At 42.4% G+C, this 26,177-nt stretch carries 22 protein-coding genes; 17 read left to right on the top strand and 5 right to left on the bottom strand.

Annotation, left to right across the window (positions count from 1 at the left end):
• Positions 1-31: 31 nt before the first annotated feature.
• The 8 genes from prmA to QLH32_RS17115 all read left to right on the top strand — a co-directional run bounded on the left by prmA (position 32) and on the right by QLH32_RS17115 (position 9,134).
• Positions 32-937 (top strand): 50S ribosomal protein L11 methyltransferase, encoded by a 906-nt coding sequence (prmA, locus tag QLH32_RS17150; protein ID WP_283267239.1) that lies wholly within the window; start codon positions 32-34, stop codon positions 935-937.
• Positions 938-951: 14 nt separating this feature from the next.
• Positions 952-1,818: a DUF3426 domain-containing protein gene (locus QLH32_RS17145; RefSeq protein ID WP_283267238.1), complete on the top strand. Its 867-nt coding sequence runs from the start codon at positions 952-954 to the stop codon at positions 1,816-1,818.
• 370 nt (positions 1,819-2,188) lie between these two features.
• Positions 2,189-2,458, top strand: coding sequence for a DNA-binding transcriptional regulator Fis (gene fis / locus QLH32_RS17140; RefSeq protein WP_001086304.1), 270 nt, complete (start codon positions 2,189-2,191; stop codon positions 2,456-2,458).
• A gap of 84 nt (positions 2,459-2,542) precedes the next feature.
• Positions 2,543-4,117, top strand: a complete 1,575-nt coding sequence (purH, locus tag QLH32_RS17135) for a bifunctional phosphoribosylaminoimidazolecarboxamide formyltransferase/IMP cyclohydrolase (protein WP_283267236.1) — start codon at positions 2,543-2,545, stop codon at positions 4,115-4,117.
• 188 nt (positions 4,118-4,305) lie between these two features.
• Positions 4,306-5,592: a phosphoribosylamine--glycine ligase gene (purD, locus tag QLH32_RS17130; RefSeq protein WP_283267235.1), complete on the top strand. Its 1,287-nt coding sequence runs from the start codon at positions 4,306-4,308 to the stop codon at positions 5,590-5,592.
• Between the two features lie 613 nt (positions 5,593-6,205).
• Positions 6,206-7,081 carry a MetQ/NlpA family ABC transporter substrate-binding protein gene (locus QLH32_RS17125; RefSeq protein WP_283267234.1) on the top strand — a complete coding sequence of 292 codons (876 nt, stop codon included), beginning with the start codon at positions 6,206-6,208 and terminating at the stop codon, positions 7,079-7,081.
• Positions 7,082-7,416: 335 nt separating this feature from the next.
• Positions 7,417-8,442 (top strand): methionine ABC transporter ATP-binding protein, encoded by a 1,026-nt coding sequence (locus tag QLH32_RS17120; RefSeq protein ID WP_283267233.1) that lies wholly within the window; start codon positions 7,417-7,419, stop codon positions 8,440-8,442.
• Complete coding sequence (locus QLH32_RS17115; protein ID WP_283267232.1) at positions 8,439-9,134, top strand: methionine ABC transporter permease; 696 nt, start codon at positions 8,439-8,441, stop codon at positions 9,132-9,134. The genes QLH32_RS17120 and QLH32_RS17115 overlap by 4 nt, the downstream gene beginning before the upstream one ends.
• Before the next feature lie 44 nt (positions 9,135-9,178).
• Here QLH32_RS17115 and QLH32_RS17110 read toward each other — a convergent pair whose 3' ends face one another.
• The 3 genes from QLH32_RS17110 to QLH32_RS17100 all read right to left on the bottom strand — a co-directional run bounded on the left by QLH32_RS17110 (position 9,179) and on the right by QLH32_RS17100 (position 11,491).
• Positions 9,179-9,388: a hypothetical protein gene (locus tag QLH32_RS17110; protein ID WP_283267231.1), complete on the bottom strand. Its 210-nt coding sequence runs from the start codon at positions 9,386-9,388 to the stop codon at positions 9,179-9,181.
• Between the two features lie 244 nt (positions 9,389-9,632).
• Positions 9,633-10,511 carry an arginase family protein gene (locus tag QLH32_RS17105; RefSeq protein ID WP_283267229.1) on the bottom strand — a complete coding sequence of 293 codons (879 nt, stop codon included), beginning with the start codon at positions 10,509-10,511 and terminating at the stop codon, positions 9,633-9,635.
• The gene (locus QLH32_RS17100) at positions 10,505-11,491 is read right to left on the bottom strand and encodes a hypothetical protein (protein ID WP_283267228.1); all 987 of its coding nucleotides are present in this window, start codon (positions 11,489-11,491) and stop codon (positions 10,505-10,507) included. The genes QLH32_RS17105 and QLH32_RS17100 overlap by 7 nt, the downstream gene beginning before the upstream one ends.
• A 349-nt stretch (positions 11,492-11,840) precedes the next feature.
• Between QLH32_RS17100 and gloB the strand changes: the two genes are divergently transcribed.
• The 8 genes from gloB to QLH32_RS17060 all read left to right on the top strand — a co-directional run bounded on the left by gloB (position 11,841) and on the right by QLH32_RS17060 (position 23,269).
• A complete protein-coding gene (gene gloB / locus QLH32_RS17095) occupies positions 11,841-12,572 on the top strand; it encodes a hydroxyacylglutathione hydrolase (protein WP_283267227.1) in 732 nt (243 codons plus the stop codon).
• 296 nt (positions 12,573-12,868) lie between these two features.
• Positions 12,869-13,075, top strand: a complete 207-nt coding sequence (locus QLH32_RS17090) for a hypothetical protein (RefSeq protein WP_004676939.1) — start codon at positions 12,869-12,871, stop codon at positions 13,073-13,075.
• Positions 13,076-13,382: 307 nt separating this feature from the next.
• Positions 13,383-14,765 (top strand): adenosylhomocysteinase, encoded by a 1,383-nt coding sequence (gene ahcY, locus QLH32_RS17085; protein WP_267978995.1) that lies wholly within the window; start codon positions 13,383-13,385, stop codon positions 14,763-14,765.
• Positions 14,766-14,895: 130 nt separating this feature from the next.
• Positions 14,896-15,732, top strand: a complete 837-nt coding sequence (gene metF / locus QLH32_RS17080) for a methylenetetrahydrofolate reductase [NAD(P)H] (RefSeq protein WP_283267226.1) — start codon at positions 14,896-14,898, stop codon at positions 15,730-15,732.
• A 23-nt stretch (positions 15,733-15,755) separates the two neighbouring features.
• Positions 15,756-16,475: a 16S rRNA (uracil(1498)-N(3))-methyltransferase gene (locus QLH32_RS17075; RefSeq protein ID WP_283267225.1), complete on the top strand. Its 720-nt coding sequence runs from the start codon at positions 15,756-15,758 to the stop codon at positions 16,473-16,475.
• Positions 16,476-16,594: 119 nt separating this feature from the next.
• On the top strand, positions 16,595-19,471 hold the full coding sequence (locus QLH32_RS17070) for a bifunctional diguanylate cyclase/phosphodiesterase (RefSeq protein ID WP_283267224.1): 2,877 nt from the start codon (positions 16,595-16,597) through the stop codon (positions 19,469-19,471).
• 204 nt (positions 19,472-19,675) lie between these two features.
• Positions 19,676-21,946 (top strand): NADP-dependent malic enzyme, encoded by a 2,271-nt coding sequence (locus tag QLH32_RS17065; protein WP_283267223.1) that lies wholly within the window; start codon positions 19,676-19,678, stop codon positions 21,944-21,946.
• A gap of 93 nt (positions 21,947-22,039) precedes the next feature.
• The gene (locus tag QLH32_RS17060; protein ID WP_283267222.1) at positions 22,040-23,269 is read left to right on the top strand and encodes a multifunctional CCA addition/repair protein; all 1,230 of its coding nucleotides are present in this window, start codon (positions 22,040-22,042) and stop codon (positions 23,267-23,269) included.
• A 70-nt stretch (positions 23,270-23,339) separates the two neighbouring features.
• Here QLH32_RS17060 and tsf read toward each other — a convergent pair whose 3' ends face one another.
• The gene (gene tsf, locus QLH32_RS17055) at positions 23,340-24,218 is read right to left on the bottom strand and encodes a translation elongation factor Ts (protein ID WP_267978989.1); all 879 of its coding nucleotides are present in this window, start codon (positions 24,216-24,218) and stop codon (positions 23,340-23,342) included.
• Positions 24,219-24,356: 138 nt separating this feature from the next.
• Positions 24,357-25,109: a 30S ribosomal protein S2 gene (gene rpsB / locus QLH32_RS17050; RefSeq protein WP_004878543.1), complete on the bottom strand. Its 753-nt coding sequence runs from the start codon at positions 25,107-25,109 to the stop codon at positions 24,357-24,359.
• 213 nt (positions 25,110-25,322) lie between these two features.
• Here rpsB and map point away from each other — a divergent pair, with 213 nt between their 5' ends.
• The gene (map, locus tag QLH32_RS17045) at positions 25,323-26,147 is read left to right on the top strand and encodes a type I methionyl aminopeptidase (RefSeq protein ID WP_283267221.1); all 825 of its coding nucleotides are present in this window, start codon (positions 25,323-25,325) and stop codon (positions 26,145-26,147) included.
• Positions 26,148-26,177: the final 30 nt, after the last annotated feature.

Here is a 26,177-nt window from a genome sequence, read left to right as displayed (position 1 = left end):
TAACTGCAAATACATTAATTTAGGTTTTCCTGTGAACTGGCTACAAATTCATATTACTGTTGATCAACATCAAGTTGAACTTACCGAAACCCTGTTACTCTCTTTGGGAGCGGTCAGCGTAACGCTGGATGATGCAGAAGATCAGGCATTGCTTGAGCCTTTACCAGGAGAAACCCCTCTCTGGAATAAAGTTATTGTAACGGGTATTTATCAACAGGAAGAAGATGATCCAATTGATGTTGATACCCTGGAGGCTTTTCTCAGGGCCCAACTTCCAGATGTGCCAATGCGCCATGAATATCTGGAAAATCAGGTCTGGGAACGTGCCTGGATGGATTACTATGAACCAATTCAGATTGGTGAGAAATATTGGATTGTGCCTGAATGGCTGGAACCACCTGAAGCGGATGCCACTAACATTAAGCTGGACCCAGGTTTAGCGTTTGGTACAGGCAACCACGCCAGTACCTTTTTATGCTTACAGTGGTTGGGCAAAACCGATGTAAAAGATAAAGTTGTAATCGACTATGGCTGTGGTTCAGGCATTTTAGGGGTTGCGGCATTGTTACTGGGTGCAAAAAAGGTTTATGCAACAGATATTGACCCTCAGGCTGTTTTGGCAACCAAACAAAACGCTGAACTGAATGGTGTACTGGAACGTCTTTATGTGGGCTTGCCAGAAGAGTTTGATCAGGAATTCAAACCACAACAGGCAGACGTCCTGGTTGCGAATATTCTGGCTGCACCGCTCATGGCACTCGCGCCTGAATTCGCAACTTTGCTTAAAAATGAGGGTGAGTTCGCACTTGCTGGTGTAATCGAAGAGCAAGTTGCTGATGTTTCTAGTGTTTACTCTGAGTTTTTTGATATATTAGAGATCGAAAAGCGTGAAGAGAACTGGTGCCGCATTTCTGGAAAACGTAAAACAACAATTTGAGAATATTGTTACTTATGAGTGAAAAACAAACCCGCTGCCCTAAATGTTCGACCGTGTACAAAGTGACCCTTTCACAGCTCAGTGTTGCACAGGGTATGGTTTGTTGTCCAAAATGCGTGATTAACTTTAACGCACTGACGAATTTACTGGAATCCGAGACAAGCGAAGTTGTGCCAACACCCAGTAGCCGCTCACTGTTTTCGTCGATTCAGCCAGACAGTTCATTTGCAGAAAAGCAAATGCAGATTTTAAGTATTTTTGACCAGAAAATTGAAAACTCCAATATTGATCTGCTCACCTATCTCAACAACCTAAATTATTTCAATACAGAGCCAGTGACCGCCTTGCCTAACTTGAATTTGTCTGAAGATGTTTTACTTAATAATAATGATGATCACAGCACCAAACAGCATGGGTGGCTTTATTACACGCTTTGGGGAATTGGCAATATCGCGCTGATTCTGGTGTTTGCGTTCCAGATTTTATGGTTCAATCCAAAACTGATGCACGATAGCCCTGCCTTAAACAAAATGTTTAACTATGCCTGCGGCATGCTGACCTGCAAAACCCAGAATGACCAATATAAATATCTCAGTTTTGAAAAGGTTAAACTCAAACAAACCAGCAAGAATGAAACCCAGTTTGCAGGGGTGCTGATCAACCGCCACGAAAACAGCATATTGCTCCCTTCAATCAAGGTGGTTCTGAAAGATCAGGGAGAAGTGACGACAGACATCACACTCAAGCCACAGGATTATCTGGTTGAAAGTTTAAAAACCATTCAACGCATTCCATCAAATAGTCCTTTTAGATTTGAATTTAGCATTCCAAAAAGTAAAAATAGCTTCGATGACTATAGTTTAGAAATTGTACAGCCCTAAAAGCATAAAAAAATGACAAAAAAATAAAAAAAAGTGCAGTTAATTTGCTCACTTTTTCGCTGACAGTGGTATGATACGCGCCACGAATGCTTTGACCTACATACTCCTCGTTATTTACAGACAATAAAATCGTTAAACGAACTGTGCTTTTATCTCCTAAGCGCACTGTTGGTTTTTTTGTTTTTAAAAGTGGGTTGTAACAAATATTTAACCATTGTTACGCTTATTTTTTACACAATTCGAGGATTTGTGGCAAGCTAATAGTTCTTTTGTTTTAGAGTTGCTGAGATCTAAAATAGGATTCAGTAATTTAGACCACATTTATATATTACTTTACCCAAGTGATATTTGATTTTTCGGATTAACACGCATGAATAGCAAATCTCCTATTTTTACGGCTCAATCTGATGTCGCTCTCCGCATCCATGTAGATCGCGCAGTTCGTCATTATTTTGCACAGTTGCAAGGTGAGCAACCATCTCAAGTGTATGACATGGTTTTAGCAGAAATGGAGAAACCTCTTTTATCTGTGGTCTTGGAATATACCCGTGGCAACCAGACGCGTGCCGCTGAAATTTTAGGCCTTAACCGTGGAACTTTGCGTAAAAAGTTAAAAGCTCACGGTTTAATGAGTGAATAATTGATAAAATGCTCACGTTCTCGTGGGCATTTTTTTATGCTTAATTGTTTTAATCTGTAGACTTCAAAACTGTTGACCAAAATCATGACTATCAAACGTGCTTTAATCTCTGTTTCCGACAAAACTGGAATCGTTGAATTTGCTCAAAACCTTGCAGCGCTAGGGGTGGAAATTCTATCTACGGGCGGTACATACAAGTTGCTTAAAGACAACAGCATTGCCGTTGTGGAAGTTTCTGAACATACAGGCTTTCCTGAAATGATGGATGGCCGTGTTAAGACACTGCATCCAAAAATTCATGGGGGCATTCTGGCTCGTCGTGGTCTGGACGAAGTAGTGATGCAGGAACACAACATTGATCCGATTGATCTAGTTGTGGTCAACCTTTATCCATTTGCTGCGACTGTGGCTAAACCAGATTGTTCACTTGCTGATGCGATTGAAAACATCGACATCGGTGGTCCAACCATGGTTCGTGCAGCGGCAAAAAACCATGCTTCAGTCGGTATCATCGTCAATGCTGCTGACTACGATGCAGTTGTTGCTGAGTTAAAAGCGAATGGTGGACTTTCCCACGAAACTCGTTTCGACCTGGCGGTAAAAGCATTTGAGCATACCGCACAATATGATGGCATGATTGCTTCTTATCTGGGTGCGCGTGTAGGTAAGGCTGAGGGTGAAGCAGATTTGTTCCCCCGCACTTTCAATACGCAACTGAACAAAGCGCAAGATTTACGTTATGGTGAAAATCCTCATCAAAACGCGGCTTTCTATGTAGAAGCAAATGCCAAGGAAGCATCTGTTTCAACAGCAAAACAATTACAGGGTAAAGAGCTTTCTTATAATAATATTGCAGATACGGATGCAGCACTTGAATGTGTGAAATCATTTGTCAAACCAGCGTGTGTCATTGTTAAACATGCGAATCCTTGTGGTGTAGCTGTGTCACTAGATGGCATCAAAGCGGCTTATGACCTTGCTTATGCAACTGATCCTGAATCTGCTTTTGGTGGCATCATTGCATTCAACCGTGAGTTGGATGTAGAAACTGCTCAGGCAATTGTAGATCGTCAATTCGTTGAAGTGATTATTGCACCAAGCATTGCTGACGGTGTACTTAAAGTTACTGGTGCGAAAAAGAATGTTCGTGTCCTAGTGTGTGGTGAGCTTCCAGCCATTGATGCGCGCGCAGCACAGCTTGACTATAAACGTGTAAACGGTGGTTTGCTGGTTCAAGACCAAGATTTAGGTATGATCACCAAGGATGACCTTAAGGTTGTGACCAAACGTGCACCAACTGAACAAGAAATTGATGATCTCATCTTTGCCTGGAAAGTAGCGAAATACGTGAAATCGAATGCGATTGTGTATGCGAAAAACCGTCAAACCATTGGTGTGGGTGCAGGTCAGATGAGCCGTGTCAACTCAGCACGTATTGCAGCCATTAAAGCGGAACATGCGGGTTTGGTAGTTGAGGGTGCTGTGATGGCCTCTGACGCATTCTTCCCATTCCGTGATGGTATTGATAATGCGGCTAAAGCTGGCATTAAATGTATTATCCAGCCAGGTGGTTCAATGCGTGACGAAGAAACCATCGCCGCTGCCGACGAAGCAGGTATTGCAATGGTCTTTACGGGTATGCGTCACTTCCGTCACTAAATGCTACTTTAAAATTTCCATCTTATTTACCTCCCTCTAAATCTCCCTCCTAAAAGGAGGGAGACTACACCAATATCAATAATATAGGTTCCCTCTCCTCTTAGGAGAGGGTTAGGGAGAGGTTGAGAGGGACTTTTTTATTTTTAACAGGTATATTCTTAAATACTGAAAAAGGGAATAACTTTAAAATGAATATTTTAGTTTTGGGTAGCGGTGGCCGTGAACATGCACTTGCATGGAAAATCGCACAAGATGCAAAAGTCACTCAGGTTTTTGTTGCACCAGGTAATGCGGGCACAGCAACAGAAGATAAATGTAAAAACGTTGAGCTGGACATCTTGGACAACCCAGCCATTATTCGTTTTGCACAGGAAAATCAGGTTGAACTGATTATTGTTGGACCAGAAGCCCCTTTGGTCAACGGTGTGGTTGATGCCTGCCGTGCCGCAGACTTGAAAATCTGGGGACCTACCCAGTATGCTGCCCAGCTTGAAGGTTCAAAAGCATTTGCCAAACATTTCCTGAAGCGTCATGACATCCCAACCGCATTTTATGATGTCTTTACCGAAGTGGGCGCTGCAAAAGCATATATTGAACAACATGGCGCGCCAATCGTAATCAAAGCGGATGGTCTAGCTGCGGGCAAAGGCGTAATCGTTGCCATGAGCAACGAAGAAGCATTTGCCGCAATTGATGACATGCTGGCAGGCAACAAGTTTGGTGATGCAGGTTCACGTGTTGTCATTGAGCAATTCCTTGATGGTGAAGAAGCAAGCTTCATTTGCATGATTGATGGTACCAACATTTTACCAATGGCAACCTCACAGGATCACAAGCGTATTTTCGAGGGTGACCAAGGCCCGAACACGGGTGGTATGGGCGCCTACTCTCCTGCTCCAGTTGTAACTGCTGATGTATTTGAACGTGTGATGACGGAAATCATGCGTCCAACCGTAGAAGGTATGGCGAATGATGGACATACCTATACTGGCTTCCTATATGCTGGCTTAATGATTGATGAACAGGGTCAACCTCGTGTGATCGAGTTCAACTGCCGTTTTGGCGACCCAGAAACCCAGCCAATCATGATGCGTCTGAAATCCTCATTGGTTGATCTGGTTGAGACAGGTATTGCAGGCAACCTACCAAAAGAAGCTGAGTGGGATGAACGCAAGTCAATTGGTATCGTCCTTGCTGCTGAGGGTTATCCTGAAACCGTGCGTAAAGGTGATGTGATTTCTGGTCTTGGGCAATCGCCTGAAGACACCAAGATTTTCCATGCAGGTACAGCCACCACTGAAGATGGCCATATCATTACCGCAGGCGGCCGTGTGCTATGTGTAACCGCACTCGGTGACACAGTACTGGAAGCGCAAATTAATGCACTGGAAGTATGTGGTCAGGTCACATTTACAGGTATGCAATACCGTAGCGATATTGGTTACCGTGCCATTGCGCGTGAAAAGGCAGAATAAGCCAGTCTAATTGATAAAAAAGCTTTCCTTGGAAAGCTTTTTTATTCTTTAATAGGCAATAAATCAAACTTCTATATTCATTACTTAAATATAAAATTCAGAAAAACATATATTTATTTTCCCGTAAATCACTCAACCCCAGATTTAAAAAAAATTTATAAAACTATCATCAATTTATATTTACTTTGAACACAATTTCCCTCAGATAATCATATGCTTATATATCCAAATACAAATACTTCCCCTGTATCAGTTGGTAAATTATTGCTATGATTGCTAAAATTTTGAATACAGCTCAATTGTTGTTTTAGATTATTCATGATTATTTTCAATCATTTAATAAAATAAAACATCAATATTCAATCGTATTCAGCTCCCAATTTAACTTAAGGAATAATTGAATAGAGATTTTCCAGACACGGGATAGACCAACTGGAATTTGAATATTCATCTATTTCTTCTGTTGTTGCAAATAGTCTTCTGGATTAAAACTTAAAAACAATTCACGTGATTGTTGAATGAGGATGCCAATTTGCAACATACAAACCCATTGCAATGATTGATGCTTGAGAAATCATAATGTTCTCGGCATTCTTCCGATTAGGATTTATACATGAAAAAGCTGATTAGCCTTTTTTTAAGTGTATCGGTGCTATTACTTGCGGCATGCAGTAAACAGCCAGATACCGCATCGAGTGAACAAAAAAATGATGCTGCGGGCCTCCAGACTGTTGTCATCGCATCTACAGGTTCAGACGCTGATATTTGGCGCCATATTGCCAGCCTGCCAGAAACCAAGGCTGCTGGTATTAAACTGGAAGTGAAAAACTTCACGGATTATGTGGCAATGAACACGGCGGTCGCCAATAAGGAAGTTGATCTCAATGCATTCCAGTCTTATGCTTATCTGGTTGCTTTCAACGCAGCCAACAAAGACAAGATCGCGCCTGTTTCAACCACTTATTTAGAACCTATGGGGATTTATTCAAATAAGGTAAAGAAAGTTGAAGAGTTTGCCCAGGGTGCAACCATTGCCATTCCAAATGATGGTGCCAATGAATCCCGTGCACTATTACTTTTACAAAGCGCTGGCTTGATCAAGTTAAAACCTGACTTTGACCCAGTGAAAGGTACGCCTGCCGACATCATTGAAAACAGCAAGAAAATTGTAATCAAGCCGATTCAGATGGCAACTGCTGTACGTGTAAAAGACGAGGTTGATGCAATCCTGTTGGGTAATACCCTTGCGATGGAAGGTGGTTTGAACGTTCTTAAAGATGCAATCTTCTATGAACCAATTGACCAGAGCACCAAGTTAAACGTCAATATTTTGGCAACTGCCGAATCACGTAAAGATGATCCAGTATTGCAAAAGGTCGGCGCGCTTTATCATACCGAAGCAGTCAAGCAATATGTGCAGGAACACTTTGCTGGCACTAAAGTTGACGTAAACAAGCCAACAAGCTATCTCACAGAAGCAAATCCGTAATATAATCGTAGGGTCTGTTGACATTTCACAGATGCTTGCGACAGAGGATATTTTTTAGACGGTACAAGACGTGACTTACGAAATTTAGTCATTCTAAATGAGTAAGGCATAACGCAGTAACGGCAAAAAATATCCCTGTCCCAAAGGGTTATGGCTAAAACTGCCCCAAACTTCGTTATGAAACTTGGTAAGGGTCTCTCCATTACCTGCGTTTCATGCCTCGTTTGTGTGGTTTTAGCCGATAACGCAATGCATGGCTGAAATATCAACAAACCCTAAATAAAACAGGCAAAATAATTTTGCCTGTTTTGCTTTTTTGCCTAGTATTGACGAACATGATCCAATTTAAAAATATTTCAAAACGCTATCAACTAAAAGGTCAAATGATCAACGCGCTGGATCAAATCAATTTAGAGATTCCAGCGGGGAGTATCTTTGGCGTTATTGGCTATAGTGGCGCAGGTAAAAGTACCTTAATCCGACTGATTAACTTGCTTGAACACCCATCCGAAGGGCAAGTCATCATTAATCAAAAAGATTTTACTGCAATGGATGCACGCACTCTTCGTCAAGAACGTGCAAATATTGGCATGATTTTTCAGCACTTTAATTTATTACAAACCAAAACGGTGTCTGAAAACATTGAAATGCCACTTAGGTTACTTGGCCATAGTAAGGCGGAACGAGAAAAGCGTTTAGCTGAACTACTAGATTTTATTGATCTCAAACATAAAAAAGATGCCTACCCTGACGAACTTTCAGGTGGACAAAAACAGCGTGTAGGGATTGCACGTGCGCTTGCCAATCACCCCAAGATTCTGCTGTGTGATGAGGCGACTTCCGCACTTGATCCACAAACCACCCAATCCGTGCTGGCACTGTTAAAGAAGATCAATCAGGAACAAAACATCACCATTGTGATGGTCACCCATGAAATGGATGTGATTGAGACTGTTTGCGATTATGTGGCAGTAATGGAAGCTGGCAAGGTGATTGAAACAGGGCCTACGCTGAATATTTTTAGTCAACCACAACACCCCACCACAAAAACCTTTATTCAAACGGTATTACAGCAACAGTTGCCAGTAAATATCTTAAACAACCTTGAACACAGACATCACAATAGTATTTATAGTTTGCAGTTTCTGGGTACATCTGCACAGGAAACGCTAATTCAGGCAGTCATCCAGCAGTTTGACATCAGTTTAAATATTCTGTTTGCCAATATGACTGAAATCAATGGTACCGTGATTGGGCAAATGTTTATTCAACTGCTCGGTGATGAAAGCATTATTCAGGAAGCAATCCAATTTCTGGAGCAGCATGGCGTTAAAGTTGAACAGTCTGGAGTCAGCCAATGAGAGATTTAATTGTACAATGGCTGACTGAAGTCACGGCACCTTTTTGGCATAGTGCCCTCAGCATTGACCAGTTTGTGACAGCCTTGCAGGAAACCTTTCAAATGGTTTTCTTCTCATTACTATTTGGCTGTATCTGGGGATTGGTTCAGGGTATTACTCTGGTGGTTACCCGTACAGGTGGCATCCTACAAAATCGGGTGATTTACTATTTCCTCAATCCTATTGTCAATGCCCTACGTTCACTCCCATTTATCATTTTATTGATTGCGGTGATTCCACTAACCAAACTGCTGGTGGGAACATCCATTGGGACATGGGCTGCAATTGTGCCTTTAACCATCTATGTGGGTCCATACCTAGGCCGTCTAATTGAAACTTCTCTGCTTGAAGTGAATGAGGGAATTATTGAATCAGCTCAGGCAATGGGTGCAACCCCTTGGCAAATTATCTTTAAGTTTATTATCCCTGAAGCGCGTAGCTCACTGATCCTGAACCTAACCACAGGAACGATTACTCTAATTGGTGCCACAGCAATGGCGGGCGCTGTTGGCGCAGGTGGTATCGGTGATTTAGCCATTTCTTATGGTTATCAGCGTTTTGATACCAGTGTGGTTATCCTCACTGTCATCGTGCTTCTGCTGCTTGTCCAGTTGGTGCAAATGTTGGGCGATTGGTTGGCAAAATTGCGTTAAACGATATAATTAATAAAAAGACAGCCCTCATTTTGAGGGCTGTTTCATTGCATGACCAAATCATTTCCTGAAGTAATCCGATGTCCAGCATCACATTCCTCCGCTGTTGCATAACGAAGCTCTGAAAAACCAATGCCTAGAAAATAGTCATCCTCATTCCAGACATCACAACATTCTTGTACATTAAAGTTAGCTACTTCAAGTACCAAATCATAGCCTTTTTTTAAGACCACAAGATCACCTAAATGGAACATACCGTCTATCCTTTTCTAAAGAAGATAATTAAAGTTTAAGAGTATTTTTTTTCATTTTTATGACAGAGTCACTTTAATCATTTAACTACTGAGTCATTTAATTTTCATTGAAAACGCAAAATTAATCACAATAGTTAAATTTAATGTATATTATTTACACTAAAAACTATCACATATTTCCTCCCTATTACAAGCTATCAATAACCGTATAACCAGTATTCTTTACCTGCATAATGACGAATCCTTATAAATTTATATGAGGAAAATAAACCTCATTTGCAGCCTTAAATGTATTTACATGCAAAGGCGCTAGATCTTCAAGTGCCTGATAGCCACCCGCCAACACGAACAGTATGGGAATTTTCATTTTTCTTGCCATATCAAACACCAAACGGTCACGTTCAAACAACAGCTCTGTGGTCAACCACTTCGAGCCATATTTATCATGTTGATGACAATCCATCCCTGCCTGATAAATAACCAGATCGGCCTCCCAACGTGAAGCATATTGAAATGCCTCAAAAATGGATTCCCGATATAAATCAAAATTGCCTTGCTTGGGGTGGATATAACGGGTCAGGCTGCGCTCACCTGCCTTACAACCAAAACGAATCCCAAAAATTCCAAAATTAACCAGATTGGTGAGTCGGTTGGTAAATATCGCAGTGCCATCTCCACCATGCTGATCACAATCCAGCACAAAGATTCGTTTTTCAGGATATTGCTTTGCGACCAAGGCCAAACCATTAAAGGTACAATACGCCGCACCAGACTCATAACTGGCATGATGAAAGCCCTGTGCGATATTCGCGGCAATACCCTCTTTAAACGCAATATCAGCACCAACCAACTGCCCTGCCTGTACTGATAAAATCGCATCCCGCAATTGTTCATTCCAAGGTTTAAAGCCTTGTATGGTTGCAAATGCGGACTCGCCTGCCAGAAAGGCCTCAACATATTGCGGATTATGGAGTTTCTTTAGAATTTCAACATCAATCAAACCAGGATCAATCAGTTCAACCATTTTATGCTTACACAACACATCCGCCACCGCGGTGAGCTTTTCCATGCTATTGGTATGCGTTCGGGCATAATAGCGTGGAGAGTAACAGGCTTTTAGCATGGATGTCCTACGTAAATTTGATCTTGAGCAATTTCCATAAGTTGGCTCAATTCAGTCGTATCAGGTCGAAATAGTCCATTATCTACCTGTTGTTTAAAGTGATAGTTAAATGCGCGGGCACGGTTTTTAGGCGACACTGCCAAAGTGGTCAAACGCAAAAACCAAAAACCATTCATTTCAGAGATGGGAATCACATAGCCTTTATATTGTTTATTTTTATGTTTTTCCAGTTGCGCAATGTCATAGTTTGCAGAAAACAGGCTACCTGCGGGTAAACGCACCCCATTCATCATCAATGGCACCAGACTAATACAGGAATGATTGTCCCCCATATTCAACTTTTCCATCATAATCGGCTGATCATTTTCATCTACAAAAATATTAATTTCACCCTGTCTCAATAAACGATGGTGTGCGATGCGTAGAAAGAATTTCTCTGCCATTGGACAAGACCCAACTTTGGGTTTTTCTTCCAACGCATGGCATTCAATCATCTCAATCGTCCGTGCATCCTGTGGCAGAATTATATCGGCAAGCAACTGGCAAATCAGGATACTTTCCTCAAGTTCAGCATATTGATGGATATTTCTTAATTTGGCCTGAAAATCCACTTCCTGCCTTAAATTCTGGGCAAACGTTTCTTCTGAATTCAAACGTTGTAGACACTGCTGCACATCGGCATGAATATCCAGATTGCGCCAAGTGACAAGTTCTAGGCCATAGGAAGAGCTCTGGTTTAAAATATTTCTCAGCCCCTTGGTCTCATAATCATCAAAGATTCGTAAATCCTGAAAACCAAGCGCATCACGGGGTTGTGAAACAAATTCAGCAATCACACGTGTTGCCTGAGTATAACCACAACCACGGCGTTCGGTTTGATGACTAAAGTGCTCATTCAGCATTTCAGTAAGTTTGGCAGACAAGGGATGCAAATATTTTTTAAAAATCACCACCACTTCGTGATCAACCAAATCAGACATAACTTCCTCTCTTATTGTTATGATTTATTTGCATTTCATCCTGAAAAATTGCCCTGTACTTATGTTGTTAAGCAATCTTTTTAAATTATTTTCACATTTATTCCATATATTTAAAGATGAATATAAATCATTAACTTATAAAACTTTTATACCATATTTATTTAAAATACTACACTTGTCAACTATAAAGATTTTCTGCTCTTAAGCCTGTCACAATCTGCCCTAAAACGTCATCCGCATGGCACACTATTTTGCACTCTTTACTATTTCCACTTACACTAGACACAGGTGATGGTCTTTATCATCAACCCAGCAATAACCACATGAAACAAAGATTTAGGACTCGGCTATGCATTATAAGATTCATGCAATTGACGTAAAAAATGCCTTAAAAAACTATATTTGGTTATTGGAAGATACCATCACAAAAGAAGTTGTTGCGATTGATCCCACTGAAGCAGATTTGGTGACTGCATTTTGCGAACAGCATCAACTGCACCTGAAACAGATTTGGCTGACCCACTGGCATCGTGATCATACCGACGGGGTGCAGGGATTATTGGCAAAGCAAAATATTCTGGTGTATGGTCCACGTGATGAATTAACGAAAATCGCTTTTATTTCAAACCCGCTGCAACATAATGATCATTTCCTTTTTCATAACCTAAAAGTTGAGATTATTGCCACACCTGGTCATACCCTCGGTCATATCGTCTACTTTATTGAGGAAATTGATACCCTGTTCTGTGGTGATACCCTGTTTGCAATGGGTTGCGGTCGCCTGTTTGAGGGTACGGCTGAGCAGATGTATCATTCACTGAATCGGCTTGCCGCCTTGCCAATCCAAACCAAGGTTTACTGCACCCATGAATATACGCTTGCCAATGGTGAGTTTGCACTAACCATTGAACCTCATAATGTTGCACTGCACGAGCGTATGCAACAGGTCAAGGCATTAAGGGAGGCTGATCAGATTACCCTGCCAAGCACCATTGAACTGGAACTTGCAACCAATCCATTTTTGCGTACCGAAAGTGCGGAGGAATTTGCCCATATCCGCAGCCTAAAAGACCAATTTTAGTCTGGCAATCCGATATAAATCCATGCATTTTCCGCTTTTGCATTAAAGTGGAAAATGAAATTATTTTTTACATTTAGGATTAAATGGATTTTTACACATTTTTTTAAGCATAGCCAATAAAAAATATTTTTGATAATAAATACAATCAATTAAAAAACACACAGATAAACTTTACTTTATAAAAATTACGCTATTTTTACATAATTTACATGCAGAAAAATAAAAGTTTTCATTTGCCCTTTAAAAAATTTTCACTGACCCTTATTAATAAACACAGGTTCACAAGGAGTTCTGGTATGAAAAATAGAGTTGTTAAAGCAAAAAATTTATTGGCCTTTCGTATTTGGTTAGAAAAATTAGGATATTCCGTTAAGAATCTGGCAGATAACCGTGGATTTACCTTTAGCTTTAAAAAAGAATATGGATTGGTCACAGGTGACCTATCTGGTAACGCTTTAGCAATGCAACTGGGCGAAGAATTCGAAGACCACTTAAAAGCATAATCATGATCTTATCTTTACATAAACAAGGATTTCATATGGACATGAAATCCTATGATATGAAAAACTGACCTGTTTTTTAATTTTCCCCACCTCACTAATTTCTCACTTTCTAACCAACTGTCATTAAAATAACGTTGGAACAATTGTAATTTCCAAGTATCATAATGCCCTAGTCGAGGGATGCTGCGACAATTGATGGGTACTAAAGATCAATTTGCCAGGCTCGACGATCGGTTGAACACTCGCTTTAACCAACAACGGCATCCGCGAACAGAATGATCCATACTATTTTTTCTAGGAGATCCTGATGAACGCGGTGAATGCTTCATTTACAGATTATAAAGTTGCCGATATTTCCCTTGCTGACTACGGTCGTAAAGAAATCAAGCTTGCTGAAGCAGAAATGCCAGCCCTGATTGGTTTACGCAAACGTTATTCAGCGTCAAAACCACTGGCTGGTGCAAAAATTCTCGGTTGTATCCACATGACCATCCAGACTGCGGTTCTAATTGAAACCCTAGTTGAGTTAGGTGCTGAAGTCCGCTGGACATCTTGCAACATCTTCTCTACCCAGGACCATGCTGCCGCTGCGATTGCTGCCCGTGGTATCCCAGTTTTTGCCTGGAAAGGTGAAACTGAAGAAGAATATGTGTGGTGTCTGGAACAACAGATCAATGTCAATGGTCAGCCTTGGGATGCCAACATGATTCTGGATGATGGCGGCGACTTAACCGCACTTGTTCATGACAAATATCCTGCGCTTTTAGAACGCATCCACGGCATTACTGAAGAAACCACCACAGGTGTGCAACGCCTGTTGGAAATGTGGAAAGATGGTTCTCTTAAAGTTCCTGCAATCAACGTGAATGACTCGATTACCAAGTCAAAAAATGACAATAAATACGGTTGCCGTCACTCACTCAATGATGCCATCAAACGTGCAACAGACATGCTACTTTCTGGCCGTCGTGCGCTGGTAATTGGCTATGGTGACGTAGGTAAAGGTTCTGCGCAGTCTTTACGTCAGGAAGGCATGATCGTTCGTGTAACTGAAGTTGACCCAATCTGTGCAATGCAGGCCTGCATGGACGGTTACGAAGTTGTGTCTCCATACAAAAATGGTGTACAGACTGGTAAAAAAGAAGACATCAACCAGGATTTATTAGGCAACACTGACCTTGTTGTCACCACAACGGGTAATTACCACGTATGTGATTCAGCAATGCTGGATAGCTTAAAGGCAGGTGCTGTGGTATGTAACATCGGTCACTTTGACACTGAAATTGATACAGCTTACCTACGTGGTTACAAGTGGGTTGAAGTTAAGCCACAGGTACATCAGGTTTATCGTTCAGAAGATGAAAGCAACTATTTAATTCTTCTTTCTGAAGGCCGTTTAGTGAACCTTGGCAATGCAACAGGCCACCCATCACGTGTTATGGATGGTTCATTTGCCAATCAGGTACTCGGTCAAATCCACTTATACAATGAAAAATTTGCTGATTTACCTGCTGACCAAAAACAGGCTGCGATCCGTGTGGAAGTGCTTCCTAAGAAACTGGATGAGGAAGTTGCCGCAGCAATGGTTGCTGGTTTTGGTGGTGTCTTGACACAACTGACGCAAGTACAGGCAGATTATCTCGGCGTTGCTGTTGAAGGCCCGTTCAAGTCTGACGCTTATAAATATTAAGTTTTAATTCCCTCTCCCTAACCCTCTCCCTTAGGGAGAGGGAATATTCATTACCCGAATGAATATCAAAAAGTCCTCTCCTCTCAGGAGAGGATTTAGGAGAGGTGAAAAGAAATAAAAAGGATTTGAAATGACCAAACGTGTTCCTATTTCTTTTGAGTTTTTCCCACCAAAAACCGATGCGGGTGCAGAAAAATTACGGGTTGTTCACCAAGAACTACAACTGTTAAATCCAGAGTTTTTTTCAATTACTTATGGTGCTGGTGGTTCCACCCGTGAACGTACCTTAGCGGCGATTAATGACTTTAATGGCAAAGGTACGCCTGTTGCACCGCACCTTTCCTGTATTGGTGATGACAAAGCACGTATTGCTGAACTTTTGGATTTATACAAATCCCAAGGTATTGATCGTATCGTTGCTTTACGTGGTGACTTGCCCTCAGGTCAAGTGGGCCTGGGTGAATTGCCTTATGCACAGGACCTGGTTCGCTTTATCCGTGAACATTCAGGTGAGCATTTTCACATTGAAGTGGCGGCCTATCCTGAAATGCATCCGCAGGCAGAAAGTTTTGACGCGGACATCCAGCGCTTTGTCGAGAAAGTGAATGCTGGTGCCAATGCGGGTATCACCCAATTCTTCTTTAATCCAGATGCATATTTCTACTTCATTGAACGAATTGCCAAGGCAGGTGTGGATGTACCCGTTGCGCCAGGCATCATGCCAATTATCAACGCAAGCAACCTGATCCGCTTTGCCGATGGCACAGGTGCGGAAATCCCACGCTGGATTCGCAAGCAACTTGCCGCCTATGGTGATGACAGTGAAAGTATCAAGGCATTTGGTCATGAAGTGATTGTGAAACTTTGTGAACGTTTAATTGCGGGTGGTGCGCCAACACTGCATTTCTATTCGATGAACCAAACCGAACCAACTCGACAACTCGTTGTTGACCTTGGCTTAAACTAAATTTGCATGAGCATTCCCCAGACATGAACCGTTTTTACATCGAAGCCGAATTAAACACTGGCAATACCATTGAATTGACAGAATCGGTGTTTCATCATTGGGTGCGTGTGCTCCGTGCAAAAGAGCAGGAACAGGCCATCTTCTTCAATGGAAAAGGTGGTGAATATAACGTGACGCTCACTGAAATCAACAAGAAAAATGCGTTTGTGTCAGTTGATCATTTTGAGCCAGCTGATCGGACACCACCCTTTAAAGTGGTTTTAGGCCAGGTGATGAGCAAGGGGGATCGCATGGATTATGCGATTCAGAAAGCCACTGAACTTGGTGTGACCACTATTCAACTGTTGACCAGCGAACGTTGCGAAATGCGCCTGAAATATGACCGTGATCAAAAGAAGATTGATCATTGGCAGTCTGTGGCGATTGCAGCATGTGAACAATGTGGCATGAACATTGTTCCAGAAATCCTTGCTCCCATTGCCTTGACAGACTGGGTCAGCTCGGAACTGCCACAGGCCCGTTTCGTTTTGGCACCGAATAAAGACCAGAACAATGTATTGCAAAATAGTGAACCTGATTTAGCGCTACTGATTGGTCCAGAAGGTGGTTTGAGTGAGGCAGAAATTGAAACTGCAAACCAGAACCATTTTCAAAGCTGGTGCATTGGAGACCGTGTTTTAAGGACTGAAACCGCTCCAGTTGTCGCCTTATCCATTTTAAATTATCACTTTTCAGCCAAATAATGGTTTTGGATTGCTTTCCAATGGCTTTAGCGGTAATTTAAAATAAAACACGATGATGTTGATATACAGCAACGTCTGTAGGCCCAACACAGATAAAAATGAAAAGGATTATTCTTTATATGTCAGGGGTTCAAGAAAAAAAATTTCCGCAGTTTATTTATACGGATCAGATCAACTATCCTAACCACGTACGCCTATTCGTTTTAAGTGTATTTTTTATTGCGCTTCTGGATTATCTTTTATTTGCTTCTTTCTATTCCTTTAGTGCGAATATTTTTACCACATGGATGACCCTTACCCTTACGCTATTACTCAGTTTTTACGCAATCTGCCACTTTTCATTAAGATATTACTCATCAAGTCGCTTTGCTGGAAAAACCAACATTACCTTTCAGGTGATCTGCTTTTTCACGGGATTATTGCTGGGGATCAGCACCATTGTGATCAATTACCTATTGATTAAGGATGTCCCGAATCTTTCCGCATCACACATCCTGACCTTGACGGCCTTGCTGCTCACCTCTTCACACATTATTGCGCTGACTTTTTTAACCCAGCATATCCGTTACTTCTTCCTGTTCTTCATTCCAAGCATCAGCCCCTTGGTGATTTCTCAGATTATAAATAGAGATCAAGAACATACCCTATTTTACATTGCCTATTACCTGTCTTTTTTTGCAACCCTACTGTGTGCACAGGCCACCTTTAAAATTCACCAGCGCCTGTCACAGGTTCTGGACAAGAACAAGCAACTGATTGATGTGGCGGAACAACACAATCAGTGGACAGAGGAACTCTGCCAACAATTGCAGCGTGAAGTCAACAAATCCAAGGACATAGAAGCACAACTACAGTTCAATAATCATTTACTCGAACAAAAGGTCCGTGAGCGTACTTTCGATCTTACCCAGATGAATGAGAGTCTGGAGGAACACCGCCAGAATTTGGCTTTTGCCCATGAAACTGCGGGTATTCGTCCCTGGGAATGGAATCTGGAAACCCATACGGTTGGTGTCACCAATGCCCATAGTCAGGCGGTTACACGCAAGTCTGAAAACCACTACACCCTGCTGCATAAAATCGTACACCCAGATGATGTGGATCGGGTTAAAAATACCCTCTATAGCCACTTGTGCGGACAAACACAACGCTATGAAGAAACTTTCCGCATCAAACGCCATAATGGTGAATGGGCATGGATTCATGATGTTGGACAGGTCATTCTAAGAAATCCCAAAGATGGAACGCCGTTGCGTATGGTGGGCATACACCGTGATATTAACCAGGAGAAAAAGCATCAGGAACGTTTAAAACTGGCTGCCAGCGTTTTTGAACAGGCCTCTGAAGGCATTTTTATTCTGGATGAAAATTTCTGCTATATCGAGGTCAATCCAAAATACGAACAACTGACTGGACTTGATAAGCAAATTATTCTAAACAAAGAACTTTTTGAAATTACCAAACAGAATAAACAGCATCACCATAATTTCCACCTCTCGATTCTGGACACCTTATATGAAGAACAGGAATATGAGGGTGAATTTCAGGAAACCTATCTTTCTGAGAAGTCCTGTTTTTTATGGATGCATATTAATGCGGTAAAAGATGAAGCGGATCGGGTCATTAACTATATTGGCATTGTGTCTGACCAGACTGAACGAAAACATCAGGAACAGCGTCTTTCCTATCTCACCAACTACGACACCCTGACGGATTTACCAAATCGTTTCTATTACCACCAGCAATTGCATCAATATCTGGTCAATGAGGCATCTATCCAGCATCTTGCGGTAATTCGATTGAATATCGATAGATTCCGCGCCTTGAATGAATTACTGAGTAATCAGGCAGGTAATGAGCTGCTTAAACAGGCTGCACAACGTTTAAGGATTAGCAATATTGATGCGCTTTTGGTGGCCCATTTAAGCGCGGATGATTTCGCCATTATTTACGAGATGTCACCACTCCATCCACAAATACATCAACTGTGCAACAATATTGTCGAGGCATTTAGTAAGCCATTCTATATTGCGGAACAGGAATATGTGGTCAGCATCTCCATCGGTGTCGCCATTTACCCAGAGCACGGCCGTCAGGTTGACAACCTCAATACCCATGCTGAACAGGCACTTACGGAAGCCAAACGCTTGGGTGGCAATACCATTCGTTATTATTCGAGTGAACGCACCAACTTTGTGGCGAGACACACTGACTTGGAACTCGATCTAAGAAAAGCGATTCAGAACAATGAACTGGTTGTTTATTATCAACCCAAGATTACTGCCACTAATTACCAGATTAATGGCTTTGAAGCCCTGATTCGTTGGAAACACCCAACCAAAGGCCTGATCATGCCAAATATCTTTATTCCTTTGGCGGAAAGCACCAGCCTTATTTCAGATATCGGGCGCTTCGTCCTGTATGAGGCGGCAAAACAAATCCAGATTTGGCAAAAACTGGGGTTCTCCAACATTCATATCGCTGTAAACATTGTGGCACAGCAAATCCTGCGTGGTCAGTTGTTGCATGATATTGATGCGGTTCTGGACACCTATGCAATTTCAGGCAAAGATCTTGAGCTGGAAATTACCGAATCCGCTTTCCTGGAAAATACGGAAAGTGTCAAGACAGTTTTATGTGCACTTAAAGAACGCAATATTTCCATTGCACTGGATGATTTTGGAACTGGCTACTCCTCCCTCGCCTACCTCACCGAATATCCAATTGACATCTTAAAAATTGATCGGGCATTTATTTCAAAAATTGGTGATGCCAAACAGGATGCGATTGTTAATGCCATGATTGCCATGGGCAAAACCATTGGCCTAAAAGTCGTGGCGGAAGGGGTTGAGACCGAACAACAGCGCGACTATTTGAAACGCCAAAACTGTGACATATTGCAGGGTTACCTGTTTGCCAAACCATTAACGGCAGCCCATGCAACCGAATATCTACAACAGCACACCCAGCTGTCAACCGCAAGATATTCCATTTAAAATGAATTTTGGGCTTTTTGAGCGTTGATTTTATCATCATTATCAATTGTCAATAAGCCTCATCGTTCATGAAAATAAGCTTTTTTGACTGGGCTAAACCATGAACTAGTGCTATATTCTTGTGCACTTATCTTAATATCATAATCAGTCCTAGCTATGACTGGTTGTTGTATTGAAACAACTATCGAAACAATCGAGACTCAGATGGACGATCAATCTTTAAAACAAGCCGCTTTGTATTACCATGAATTTCCTACACCTGGAAAAATCAGTGTGACACCTAGCAAGCAGCTCGTTAACCAACGAGATTTAGCGCTTGCATATTCTCCTGGTGTCGCAGCTCCATGTCTGGAAATTGAACGTGACCCTTCTGCCGCCGCTAAATATACAGCCCGTGGCAATCTGGTCGCCGTCGTGAGTAATGGTACAGCCGTGCTTGGTTTAGGGAACATTGGTCCCCTTGCCTCCAAACCTGTAATGGAAGGTAAAGGTGTGCTGTTCAAGAAGTTCGCTGGTGTTGACGTATTCGATATTGAAATTGCTGAAAACGATCCAGACAAGATCGTGGATATCGTTGCCGCATTGGAACCAACGTTTGGTGGTATCAACCTGGAAGACATCAAGGCACCTGAATGTTTCTATATTGAGAAGAAACTTCGTGAACGCATGAAGATTCCTGTGTTCCATGATGATCAACATGGTACCAGTATCATTGTAGGTTCAGCATTGTTGAATGCCTTGCAGATCGTGAACAAGAAAATTGATGAAATCAAGATCGTGGCTTCTGGTGCTGGTGCTGCCGCCCTTTCCTGCCTCGACTTGCTTTGCGCTTTGGGCGTGAACAAGGCAAACATCGTTGTTGCGGATTCCCGTGGTCTTCTCACAACATCACGTGAGGGGCTGGACGAGTCTAAAAAACGCTATGTTCAGGACATTGCAGCAACCCAGTTGCATGAAGTCATGGCTGGCGCAGATATGTTCCTTGGTCTTTCAGCAGCGGGAATCTTAACCAAGGAAATGGTTAAGGAAATGGCTGAAAACCCAATTATCTTTGCATTGGCAAACCCAGACCCAGAGATTTTGCCTGAACATGCGCATGAAGTTCGTCCTGATGCAATTATGGCGACAGGTCGTTCAGACTACCCGAACCAGGTAAACAACGCACTGTGCTTCCCTTATATCTTCCGTGGTGCGCTGGATGTAGGTGCAACCACCATTAATGAAGACATGAAGATTGCCTGTGTCCATGCGATTGCGCGTATGGCACACGTTGAGGCGGATGCAGCAACCTATGGTGAAAAATCTGCATCATTTGGTCGTGACTACCTTATCCCTCGCCCATTGGACCAGCGCCTGATTCTGGAAATTGCTCCAGCAGTGGCAAAAGCGGCAATGGACTCAGGAGTGGCAACACGTCCAATCGAGGATTTCTCTGCTTACCGTCAAAGACTGTCTGAGTTCGTATACAACTCTGCATTCCTGATGAAGCCGATTTTCTCTCAGGCAAAAACCGATCCTAAACGTATTGCGTATGCTGAAGGCGAAGACCAGCGCGTATTACGTGCAATCCAGATTGTGGTTGATGAGGGCTTGGCTAAACCAATCCTTATAGGTCGTACCGCTGTCATTGAAGAAAATATCAAGAAACTTGGTTTGCGTCTGCAAAATGGTGTAAACATCGAAATCGTTGATCAGGAAAAGAATTCCCTGTATGACGATTTCTGGAAAGATTATTACCAGACCATGCAGCGTAAAGGCGTGACTGTTGAATACGCGCAGCGCGAAGCACGCCGCCGTTCAACCTTGATTGCAGCATTATTGGTTAAGTTCGGCAAGGCTGATGGTATGCTTTGTGGTACTTATTCAAGTTACGACATCCATTTAGACTTTGTTAAAAATGTGATTGGCCTGAAAGAGGGTCGCAGCACATTCTTTACATTGAATGCATTGATGCTTGAAGACCGTAACCTGTTTATTGCCGATACCTACGTCAACACCAACCCAACTGCTGAACAGCTTGCTGAAATGACCATTTTGGCAGCGGAAGAAGTTCGTCGTTTTGGTATTACACCACGTGTTGCCCTACTTTCACATTCAAGTTTCGGTAGCGATCAATTTGATCCGAGCGCACAAAAAATGCGTGAAGTTTACCGTTTGTTGACAAAGCAGGCGCCAGAACTTGAGGTTGAAGGTGAAATGCATGGTGATGCAGCTTTGGACGAAACAATTCGTCACTTTGCTTTCCCAAATTCCCGCTTCAAAGGTTCGGCAAACCTGTTGATTATGCCTAACCTCGATGCTGCGAATATTTCATTCAACTTATTGAAGGCAACTTCTGGCAACAATGTAACCATTGGTCCTATTTTACTAGGTGCAGCAAAACCAGTTCATATCCTGACTCCAACGACGACCACTCGCCGTTTGGTCAACATGACTGCGTTAACTGTTGCTGAAATCCAGCAAAGTCAAAACTAATCGCTAAGCCAGGCTTTTCGAGAAAAGCTTTGCTTAACGCTTGAGAAAACCTCTATTCTGTTGCATGATTGTGTGAAGAATAGAGGTTTTTTCATGCAAGTTTATTTAGTAGGCGGTGCAGTTCGAGATCACTTACTCGGGCATCCCTATCACGAAAAAGATTATGTGGTGGTCGGAGCAACACCAGAACAACTCCTCGCTGAAGGTTATCAACCTGTTGGTAAAGATTTTCCTGTATTCCTACATCCAAAAACAAAAGAAGAATATGCACTTGCCCGCACAGAGCGCAAGTCTGGTGTGGGTTATCATGGTTTCCAGTTTTTTACCGATACAACCGTCAAGTTAGAAGAAGACCTGATTCGCCGTGATTTAACCATCAATGCCATGGCAATGGATGAGGATGGTACAGTCTACGACCCTTATGGCGGACAAAAGGACTTAAACCAGAAAGTCCTTCGCCATGTTTCAAATGCTTTTACCGAGGACCCTTTGCGTGTGCTTCGGGTTGCCCGATTTGCCGCACGTTATGCCAACTACGGTTTTAAAATCGCAGATGAAACGCTGCAACTCATGAGTGAAATTGCGAAATCAGGTGAGCTTGATGCATTGACTCCTGAACGTGTCTGGAAAGAAACATCACGGGCCTTAATGGAGGATCATGCATATATCTATTTCCAGACACTACAGGATTGTGGGGCGTTAAAAGTTCTGTTCCCAGAAATTGATGCCTTATTTGGTGTACCACAGCGCCCTGAATACCATCCAGAAGTGGATTGTGGGGTTCATACCCTCATGGCCCTAAAACAGGCGTGTCAATCCAATTATGCACTGGATGTACGCTTCGCTGTTCTGGTCCATGATTTAGGCAAGGCATTGACCCCTGTTGAAGAGCTGCCACGCCACATCATGCATGAGGAACGTGGTTTACAGCCCGTAACAGATGTGTGTGACCGCTTAAAGGTTCCCTCTCAGCTCAAGAGTCTGGCCCTGACCGTCTGTAAAGAGCATTTAAAGTGCCATCAGGCCAAGAGTTTAAAACCAGGTACTTTATGGCGTTTACTACAACGTTTGGACGTTCTACGGAAACCAGAAAAGGTTGAGGCATTTGTACAGGCATGTGAATGTGACGCAAAAGGCCGTCTGGGTCTGGAAGACCGTCCTTACCCACAGGCTCAATATATTCTGGATGCAATGCAAATTGTACGGAATATTCGGGCACAGGATTTACCTGAACACATCACAGGGCCTGAGATTGGTGAAATGCTGATTCAATACCGAATTGAGGCATTGGCACAGTTCAAACAGCAACACGATGAGTCATAATTTGGGTATGTAAAAACAGAACCAATAAAAAAACCCAGTCACAAGACTGGGCTTTTTGAAAAGATACGAATTACTTCGCAGCTTCAGCCTGAGCAGCAGCAACTTCTTCTGCAAAGCTCATTTCAGCTTTCTTCTCAATACCTTCACCCACTTCGAAACGAACGAATTGAGCTACATTGGTACCAGTTGCTTTCAATACATCAGCAACTTTCTTGTCGTTGTCGATTACATACATTTGACGGTCAAGTGCAACTTCGTTCAAGTATTTGTCAACTGAACCACTTACCATTTTCTCAACGATGTTCGCTGGCTTACCAGATTCCAACGCTTTCGCTTCAGCAATTTCTTTCTCTTTCGCGATCAAGTCAGCTGGAACAGCTTCTGCATTTACAGCAACTGGGTTGAACGCAGCAACGTGCATTGCAATACCTTTACCAGTGTCAGCATCACCTGTGTAAGATACAACCACACCGATTTTTAAACCGTGCTTGTAAACAGCCAAGTTTTCGCCTTCAACGATTTGAGCACGACGAACCTGGATGTTTTCACCGATTTTTTGAACAAGCGCAACACGAGCTTCTTCTACAGTCGCACCGTCTTCAAGCTTAAGTTCAGCAATTTTTGCAGCATCAGTTTCATTTGCAGCAAGCGCAGCAGCAGCAACCTTATCAGAGAAGTTTTTGAAGTTTTCGTCTTTTGCAACGAAGTCAGTCTGACAGTTAACTTCAACAAGAATTGCTTTGTTACCGTCTTGAATAATTGTGATCGCACCATCAGCAGCAATGTTACCTGCTTTTTTAGCAGCTTTTGCCTGACCTGATTTACGAAGGTTATCAATTGCAAGTTCGATGTCACCGCCTGCTTCTGTTAATGCTTTTTTGCATTCCATCATTGCAAGACCAGTACGGTCACGTAATTCTTTTACCATGCTCGCAGTAACTGCAGTCATGTTGTTCTCCTAAAATCGGTAGAAAATAAATCTGTTCAACAAAAACGGCCCAAAGAATCTCTGGGCCGTTTGCAATCTCGACGCTTTAATCTGCCACCATTACATGTCGCAAAAATGACAAGCTTGCGTCAAAACGCATTAAGCCTCAGAAGCGTCTTTAGCAGCGTCATCGCCTTTCGCTTGTGCATTTGCTTGTGATTGAGCATATTCTTTACCAGCAAGAATCGCATCAGCCATAGCAGAAGCATATAAAGTTACTGCACGGATCGCATCGTCGTTACCAGGAATAACGTAGTCTACGTTGTCTGGGTTAGAGTTTGTATCAACGATACCGATTACAGGAATACCTAGGTTTTTCGCTTCTTTGATTGCAATCGCTTCGTGATCAACGTCGATTACAAATAATGCGTCAGGTAAACCACCCATGTTCTTAACGCCGCCTAAAGCACGTTCAAGCTTGTCCATCTCACGAGTACGCTCTAAAGCTTCACGTTTAGTAAGCTTGGCAAAAGTACCGTCTTGAGATTGAGTTTGAAGATCTTTTAAACGGTTGATAGATTGGCGAAGTGTTTTCCAGTTCGTCAACATACCACCTAACCAACGGTGATCCACATATGGTTGACCAGCACGTTGAGCTTGTTCACGGATGATGTTAGAAGCAGCTCGTTTTGTACCAACGAATAATACTTTGTTCTTTTTGCTCGCAAGGTTGTTTACAAAGTTCAAGGCATCATTTAACGCAGGAACAGTGTGCTCAAGGTTGATGATGTGAATTTTGTTACGCGCACCAAAAATGTATTGACGCATTTTTGGGTTCCAGAAACGAGTTTGGTGACCAAAGTGTGCGCCTGCTTGAAGAAGGTCGCGCATGCTTACGTTGTAATCTGCCATTTTCTTTACCTTAAAGTTTGGGTTAGGCCTCCATATATCCGCATTCTCCACCTATTGCTAGGCACCCAGAGTAATGTGACGATATATGTGCGGATTTTTTTACGACTATTGTTATCGGCTACTTTCGTAAATATATTCACGAAAAGCATTTGATAAAATAGGCGGCTATTTATACCATATACGCTTGCAAATTACCAAAAGTTTTTAGAGATCATGAATACAACTTATACAGCCCCTCGTCGATTAATCAAAACACCTCAAGAAATTGAAAAGATGCGTGTTGCAGGCAAATTGGCGGCTGAAGTTCTAGACATGATTAAGCCGCACATTAAAGCGGGTGTAAGCACTTTAGAACTCGACACCATCTGCCGCAATCATATTGAAAATGTACAGCAGGCCATTCCTGCCTGTGTGGGCTATGGTGCCGCGCCAGGCCGCCCTGCTTTCCAGCATTCTATCTGTACTTCTGTCAACCATGTGGTTTGTCACGGTATCCCATCTGAAAATAAAATCCTAAAAAATGGCGATATCCTGAATATTGATGTCACGGTGATTAAAGATGGTTATCACGGCGACACCAACATGATGTACATCGTGGGTGGTGAAACCTCCATTCTTGCAAACCGTTTGTGTCAGGTGGCTCAGGAAGCCATGTATCGTGGTATGGCAACGGTTAAAGATGGTTCCTATCTGGGTGATGTTGGATATGCCATCCAGCAGTATGTGGAATCGCAACGTTTTAGTGTGGTGCGTGAATATTGTGGTCATGGTATTGGCAAGGTGTTCCATGATGAGCCACAGGTTCTGCATTATGGCCAGAAAGGCACAGGCATGATTCTTGAAGCTGGAATGACCTTTACCATTGAGCCAATGGTCAACGCTGGTGTTTGGCAAACCAAGCTTTTAGGTGATAAATGGACGGTGGTGACTAAAGACCATAAGTTGTCTGCCCAATACGAACATACGATTCTTGTGACTAAAACAGGAATTGACGTGTTAACGGCACGTCCTGAAGAAGATTTATCACGTTTTATGTAATTTAGCTGAGTTCGACAAGAAATATGATAC

It is taken from the genome of Acinetobacter corruptisaponis, assembly GCF_030053775.1.
GTDB lineage: Bacteria > Pseudomonadota > Gammaproteobacteria > Pseudomonadales > Moraxellaceae > Acinetobacter > Acinetobacter corruptisaponis.
This window is presented reverse-complemented; position numbering and strand designations above follow the sequence as displayed.

What these genes read in the sequence shown, in the direction of transcription:
- fis (WP_001086304.1), top strand. Translation starts at nt 2,189, where the DNA reads ATGAATAGCAAATCTCCTATTTTTACGGCTCAATCTGATGTCGCTCTC.
- tsf (WP_267978989.1), bottom strand. Translation starts at nt 24,218, where the DNA reads ATGACTGCAGTTACTGCGAGCATGGTAAAAGAATTACGTGACCGTACT.
- gloB (WP_283267227.1), top strand. Translation starts at nt 11,841, where the DNA reads ATGCATTATAAGATTCATGCAATTGACGTAAAAAATGCCTTAAAAAAC.
- QLH32_RS17060 (WP_283267222.1), top strand. Translation starts at nt 22,040, where the DNA reads ATGCAAGTTTATTTAGTAGGCGGTGCAGTTCGAGATCACTTACTCGGG.
- QLH32_RS17100 (WP_283267228.1), bottom strand. Translation starts at nt 11,491, where the DNA reads ATGTCTGATTTGGTTGATCACGAAGTGGTGGTGATTTTTAAAAAATAT.
- rpsB (WP_004878543.1), bottom strand. Translation starts at nt 25,109, where the DNA reads ATGGCAGATTACAACGTAAGCATGCGCGACCTTCTTCAAGCAGGCGCA.
- QLH32_RS17115 (WP_283267232.1), top strand. Translation starts at nt 8,439, where the DNA reads ATGAGAGATTTAATTGTACAATGGCTGACTGAAGTCACGGCACCTTTT.
- QLH32_RS17105 (WP_283267229.1), bottom strand. Translation starts at nt 10,511, where the DNA reads ATGCTAAAAGCCTGTTACTCTCCACGCTATTATGCCCGAACGCATACC.
- metF (WP_283267226.1), top strand. Translation starts at nt 14,896, where the DNA reads ATGACCAAACGTGTTCCTATTTCTTTTGAGTTTTTCCCACCAAAAACC.
- ahcY (WP_267978995.1), top strand. Translation starts at nt 13,383, where the DNA reads ATGAACGCGGTGAATGCTTCATTTACAGATTATAAAGTTGCCGATATT.
- QLH32_RS17110 (WP_283267231.1), bottom strand. Translation starts at nt 9,388, where the DNA reads ATGTTCCATTTAGGTGATCTTGTGGTCTTAAAAAAAGGCTATGATTTG.
- QLH32_RS17075 (WP_283267225.1), top strand. Translation starts at nt 15,756, where the DNA reads ATGAACCGTTTTTACATCGAAGCCGAATTAAACACTGGCAATACCATT.
- map (WP_283267221.1), top strand. Translation starts at nt 25,323, where the DNA reads ATGAATACAACTTATACAGCCCCTCGTCGATTAATCAAAACACCTCAA.
- QLH32_RS17070 (WP_283267224.1), top strand. Translation starts at nt 16,595, where the DNA reads ATGTCAGGGGTTCAAGAAAAAAAATTTCCGCAGTTTATTTATACGGAT.
- QLH32_RS17065 (WP_283267223.1), top strand. Translation starts at nt 19,676, where the DNA reads ATGGACGATCAATCTTTAAAACAAGCCGCTTTGTATTACCATGAATTT.
- QLH32_RS17125 (WP_283267234.1), top strand. Translation starts at nt 6,206, where the DNA reads ATGAAAAAGCTGATTAGCCTTTTTTTAAGTGTATCGGTGCTATTACTT.
- QLH32_RS17120 (WP_283267233.1), top strand. Translation starts at nt 7,417, where the DNA reads ATGATCCAATTTAAAAATATTTCAAAACGCTATCAACTAAAAGGTCAA.
- purH (WP_283267236.1), top strand. Translation starts at nt 2,543, where the DNA reads ATGACTATCAAACGTGCTTTAATCTCTGTTTCCGACAAAACTGGAATC.
- QLH32_RS17090 (WP_004676939.1), top strand. Translation starts at nt 12,869, where the DNA reads ATGAAAAATAGAGTTGTTAAAGCAAAAAATTTATTGGCCTTTCGTATT.
- purD (WP_283267235.1), top strand. Translation starts at nt 4,306, where the DNA reads ATGAATATTTTAGTTTTGGGTAGCGGTGGCCGTGAACATGCACTTGCA.
- QLH32_RS17145 (WP_283267238.1), top strand. Translation starts at nt 952, where the DNA reads ATGAGTGAAAAACAAACCCGCTGCCCTAAATGTTCGACCGTGTACAAA.